The sequence below is a fragment of the Massilia sp. CT11-108 genome, assembly GCF_047302915.1.
Lineage (GTDB): Bacteria > Pseudomonadota > Gammaproteobacteria > Burkholderiales > Burkholderiaceae_D > Telluria > Telluria orientalis.
In genome coordinates, this window is record NZ_JBKYMO010000430.1 from 1 (window position 1) to 4709 (window position 4709).

The 4709-nt window shown below is 66.9% G+C and carries 7 protein-coding genes; 5 read left to right on the forward strand and 2 right to left on the reverse strand.

The window, feature by feature from the left end; genetic code table 11:
• A partial coding sequence (locus ACEN88_RS24600) for a hypothetical protein (RefSeq protein ID WP_413343903.1) occupies positions 1-216 on the reverse strand: 216 nt, incomplete at its 3' end.
• A 113-nt stretch (positions 217-329) separates the two neighbouring features.
• Here ACEN88_RS24600 and ACEN88_RS24605 point away from each other — a divergent pair.
• The 5 genes from ACEN88_RS24605 to ACEN88_RS24625 are packed head-to-tail and all read left to right on the forward strand — an operon-like array spanning position 330 to position 3478.
• Positions 330-644, forward strand: coding sequence for an ArsR/SmtB family transcription factor (locus ACEN88_RS24605; RefSeq protein WP_413343905.1), 315 nt, complete (start codon positions 330-332; stop codon positions 642-644).
• Between the two features lie 17 nt (positions 645-661).
• A complete protein-coding gene (locus ACEN88_RS24610; protein ID WP_413343907.1) occupies positions 662-1141 on the forward strand; it encodes an arsenate reductase ArsC in 480 nt (159 codons plus the stop codon).
• A complete protein-coding gene (locus ACEN88_RS24615) occupies positions 1141-2391 on the forward strand; it encodes an arsenic transporter (protein WP_413343915.1) in 1251 nt (416 codons plus the stop codon). The genes ACEN88_RS24610 and ACEN88_RS24615 overlap by 1 nt, the downstream gene beginning before the upstream one ends.
• An 11-nt stretch (positions 2392-2402) precedes the next feature.
• The gene (gene arsH / locus ACEN88_RS24620) at positions 2403-3110 is read left to right on the forward strand and encodes an arsenical resistance protein ArsH (protein ID WP_413343909.1); all 708 of its coding nucleotides are present in this window, start codon (positions 2403-2405) and stop codon (positions 3108-3110) included.
• A 35-nt stretch (positions 3111-3145) separates the two neighbouring features.
• Positions 3146-3478: a DUF421 domain-containing protein gene (locus ACEN88_RS24625; RefSeq protein ID WP_413343911.1), complete on the forward strand. Its 333-nt coding sequence runs from the start codon at positions 3146-3148 to the stop codon at positions 3476-3478.
• Between the two features lie 3 nt (positions 3479-3481).
• Here the strand turns inward: ACEN88_RS24625 and ACEN88_RS24630 are convergent, their stop codons facing one another.
• The gene (locus tag ACEN88_RS24630; protein ID WP_413343913.1) at positions 3482-4444 is read right to left on the reverse strand and encodes a hypothetical protein; all 963 of its coding nucleotides are present in this window, start codon (positions 4442-4444) and stop codon (positions 3482-3484) included.
• Positions 4445-4709: the final 265 nt, after the last annotated feature.

Here is a 4709-nt window from a genome sequence, read left to right on the forward strand (position 1 = left end):
GCCGATAGGTCGCGAGGTTCGCGCCTGGCGCCGCTGGTGTTCGAAGCGGGCGCGGCGCCGGGCGCGAACCTCGCGACCTATCGGCATGTGCGCCTGTTCTCGCCATGGCGGTACGACGTGGACAAGGCCGCGCGCGACCAGGTGGGCCGCGGCCGCGAGGCCCACCGGACCGGCGCCCAGCACCGCGACCGTTTGTTGTCGTTCGTTCGTGTCCATTGTCGTTCTCTCCTTTATTCGTTATTCGACGAATACAGAATAGATTCCCGCACTCGACCATGTCAAGTCATTTCGACTATAATCGAAATATCGAATTGAAAATCGGAGCGACCATGGACAACAAGGAAGCGGTGGCAGCCCTCGCCGCCCTCGCGCAGGAATCGCGGCTGGCGACCTTCCGGCTCCTCGTGCAGGCGGGGCCGAACGGACTTGCGGCCAGCAGGATCGCGGAAGCGCTGGGCGTCCCGCCCTCGTCGCTGTCGTTCCACCTGAAGGAGCTGACCCACGCCGGCCTCGTCGTCCCGCGCCAGGAGGGCCGCTTCGTCATCTATGCCGCCCGCTTCGACGCGATGAACGCCCTTGTCGGCTTCCTGACCGAAAACTGCTGCGGCGGCACGCCCTGCTCGCGCGACACCTTCTGCTGCTGACTCCCATGACCATGACCATGAACGTACTCTTCCTCTGCACCGGCAACTCTTGCCGCTCGCTCATCAGCGAAGCCGTCTTCAACCACCTGGCACCCGCCGGCTGGCACGCCGTCAGCGCCGGCAGCCACCCGACGGGACGGCTGAACGCACGGGCACTCGCCCTGCTGGCCGCCAAGGGCATTCCGACCGACGGCTATTACAGCAAGTCGTGGGACATTCTCCCCGTCACGCCGGACATCGTCGTCACCGTGTGCGACAGCGCGGCCGGCGAAACGTGTCCGGCTTACCTCGGACAAGTGCTGCGCACGCACTGGGGCGTGGAGGATCCGAGCCACGTGACCGGCACGGAGGACGAGATCGGCGCCGCGTTCGAGGAGGCCTACGCGATCCTGCGTGCCCGCATCGAGGCCTTCCTGGCGCTGCCGCTCGACCGGCTGGCCGGTGACCGCGCGGCATTCAAGGCGGAACTTGATCGCATCGGCGTCCTCGCACCGTGATGCTGCCGGCGCTGCTCATCTTTCTCGCCACGCTGGTCCTCGTCATCTGGCAGCCGCGCGGTCTCGGCATCGGCTGGAGCGCCGCCGCCGGCGCCGCCGTCGCGCTGCTCGCGGGCGTGGTCCGCGTGGACGACATCCCGGTCGTCTGGCACATCGTCTGGAACGCCACCGGCGCGTTCGTGGCCATCATCGTCATCAGCCTGCTGCTCGACCGCGCCGGATTCTTCGAATGGGCCGCGCTGCACGTGGCGCGCTGGGGCGGCGGGTACGGCCGGCGGCTGTTCGTGCTGCTGGTGCTGCTCGGCGCGGCCGTCGCGGCGCTGTTCGCGAACGATGGCGCGGCGCTGATCCTCACGCCGATCGTGATCGCGATGCTGGCCGCGCTGCGCTTCCCGCCGCGCGCCACGCTCGCGTGCGTGATGGCGGCCGGCTTCATCGCCGACACGTCCAGCCTGCCGCTGGTCGTGTCGAACCTCGTCAACATCGTGTCCGCGGATTATTTCGGCATCGGCTTCGCGCGCTACGCGGCCGTCATGGTGCCGGTCGATATCGTCGCGGTGCTGGCGACGCTCGCCGCGCTCGTCGCGTACTTCGGCCGCGACCTGCCCGCCCGCTACGACCTCGCCCAGCTCAAGCGCCCGCATGAGGCCATCCGCGACCGCGCGACCTTCATCGCCGGCTGGTATGTGCTGGCGCTGCTGCTGGCAGGCTTCTTCTGGCTGGAGCGCGCGGGCGTGCCCATCAGCGCGGTCGCCGCGGCGCGCACGGAAATGACATGGCCGCGCGCCGTGCTGCGGGGTGCCCCATGGCAGGTCGTCGTGTTCTCGCTGGGGATGTACCTGGTGGTCTACGGCTTGCGCAACGCCGGCCTCACGGACGGCCTGACGGCGCTGCTGGCGCGCAGCGCGGCGCACGGCACCTGGGGCGCCGCGCTCGGCACCGGATTCGCGACCGCCCTGCTGTCTTCCGTCATGAACAACATGCCCACCGTGCTGGTCGGCGCACTGGCGATCGACGCCGTTCCCGCCACCGGCGCCGTGCGCGAGGCGATGGTGTATGCCAACGTGATCGGCTGCGACCTCGGTCCGAAGATCACGCCCATCGGCAGCCTGGCCACGCTGTTGTGGCTGCACGTGCTGGCGGACAAGGGCATCCGTATTTCCTGGGGCCAGTACTTCCGCACCGGCATCGTGCTGACCCTGCCGATCCTGCTCGTGACGCTGGCCGCGCTGGCGCTGCGGCTTTCCTGACACGACCCATCATGGACAACCTGCCCAACATCGATTTCGAACGCCTCGACCTGCCCACACAAGCCAAGCTGGAACCCGTCGGCAGTCTCAATCATCCGCCGCGCATCCTGATGCTGTACGGCTCGCTGCGCGAGCGCTCGTTCAGCCGCTTCCTCACGTACGAAGCGGCACGCATCCTCGAACACTTCGGCGCCGACGTGAAGATCTTCGATCCGATGGCGTTGCCGATGGTCGGCAGCGTGCCGGAGACGCATCCGAAGGTCGTGGAACTGCGCGAGCTGTGCCTGTGGTCCGAGGGCCAGGTGTGGTGCAGCCCGGAACGCCACGGCGCCGTCACGGCCGTCATGAAGAACCAGATCGACTGGATTCCGCTCGAACAGGGCGCGGTGCGGCCCAGCCAGGGACGCACGCTCGCCGTGATGCAGGTCTGCGGCGGTTCGCAATCGTTCAACGTGGTCAACACGCTGCGCCTGCTGGGACGCTGGATGCGCATGTTCACGATCCCGAACCAGTCGTCGGTGCCGATGGCGTACAAGGAATTCGACGACGCCGGCCGCATGCGCCCGTCCGCCTACTACGACCGCCTCGTCGACGTGATGGAGGAACTCTACAAATTCACGCTGCTGCTGCGCGGCCGCACGGACTACCTGACCGACCGCTACAGCGAACGCAGCGAACGGGCGCGCAAGGCCATCGACCGGCAGATCGGCAAGCTGTAGGGCGCACAACGTTCCCCAGCGAACAGTCAACCGCTGTGTCGAACGGCTTGTCGGGCGGCGACGATTCCGTCAGCGGCGGCCTGATCATCGCGGCCACGCTGATCGTGCTGAACGCGGGTATCGGGATGCTCGCAGCCAACAGCCATCGCATGGAATCCCTGCTGGACGGCGACTCGCTGCTCATCGGCCGCGATGGCGTGTTCTTCGACAAGGTCCTGCGCCGCAATCGCGTGGGCGAGTCGGACGTCCGGCAGGCCCTGCGCCAGGCCGATTGCGCGCAGCACGAGATGCAGTGCGCCTTCCTCGAGGCCGACGGCAGCATCACGATCATGAAGCGGCCGCTGGCCACGGATCCGGTGCGCACCTGACCATCAAAACGCGTAGCCGGCGCCGAGCAGGAACACGTCGGAATCGCGCTCGTAATTCGTGATGACGCGGCTCCACGTGAGCTGGCCGCGCCAGTGGTCGTCGATGCGGTAGCGCATGCCGATCGACGCGATCGGCGCCACGTGGTTCTCGCGCGCCGCGTGGGGATCGGTGCGGTCGAGCTGGTCGCGCATGGCGTAGGCGCCGAAGCCCATCTCCAGCACGGTGCGCTCGGTGAACGGGCGCAGCAGCCACACCTGGGCCGAGACGCCCTTGCGCTCGGCCGCGTCCACCTTCCCTTCATTCATCAGGATGACGCTGCCCTCGACATTCGGCGTGAACGTGCGCCGATACTCCAGGCCCGTCGACGTCGACGTCTCCGACTTGAAGCTGTTCACGATCGAGCGCCCCGTGAGCAGCATGACGAGGTTGTCGCCGCGGTCGGCGTTTTCCAGCCGGATCGGGCGCGGCACGCTGCCCAGTTCGTAGCCCATGCCGACCATCAGCATCGAGCTGTCGTGCGACGCGATGCCGTGCGTATGCGACAGGCGTGCCTCGACGTAGGCGCGCGAATGCAGGTGGTAGACCGCGTTCACGCTCATCAGCTGGCCCCAGCCGTGCTCATTGCGGTAGTCGCCCAGGGAGCCGTTGCCCGTCGTCGTGTCGAAGTAATAGTAGGGACCGAAGCCGGCGCCGAACGACCAGCCCCGTTGCGGGACGGCCGTATGCGCCCACAGCTGGGCGCCGAGACCGTCGCGGTGGTGGAGCTTCGGATGGCCTTCGTTCAGGTAATCGGCGCTCACCGAGAAGTACTTGTGCAGGTGCTGCGTATAGCCGACGTTGACCGCGAACGAGGAATTGCCGGCATCCGTGTCGGCGCGCATCGCACCGGCCAGCAGGGACGCGTCCTGGGCGTGGGCGATGGAGGAAATAGTGAGAAGCGTAAAGATGCTGTAAAGATAGCGCATGAATGATGTCAATTAGGATCAGTTGCCGATTATGCCAAGCTTTCCTAATCTCAGTCGCCCGCGGGCACTATCTCAACCGTATGGTGTGAGGCCGCCCATGTCTTCAGTGCTAAGTTTTTAGTCAGCACCCCAGGACGGGGTGCGCGCAGGACTTTTGTTTAACAGGAGGTACTCCATGAAACGTGTTCTGTCCGTACTCGCACTGGCAGCGGCATCCACCGCCGTCGCCGTGCCCGCCGGCGCCGCGCCGGCCGACCCGAGCTAC

What these genes read in the sequence shown, in the direction of transcription:
- ACEN88_RS24605 (WP_413343905.1), top strand. Translation starts at nt 330, where the DNA reads ATGGACAACAAGGAAGCGGTGGCAGCCCTCGCCGCCCTCGCGCAGGAA.
- ACEN88_RS24610 (WP_413343907.1), top strand. Translation starts at nt 662, where the DNA reads ATGAACGTACTCTTCCTCTGCACCGGCAACTCTTGCCGCTCGCTCATC.
- ACEN88_RS24615 (WP_413343915.1), top strand. Translation starts at nt 1,141, where the DNA reads ATGCTGCCGGCGCTGCTCATCTTTCTCGCCACGCTGGTCCTCGTCATC.
- arsH (WP_413343909.1), top strand. Translation starts at nt 2,403, where the DNA reads ATGGACAACCTGCCCAACATCGATTTCGAACGCCTCGACCTGCCCACA.
- ACEN88_RS24630 (WP_413343913.1), bottom strand. Translation starts at nt 4,444, where the DNA reads ATGCGCTATCTTTACAGCATCTTTACGCTTCTCACTATTTCCTCCATC.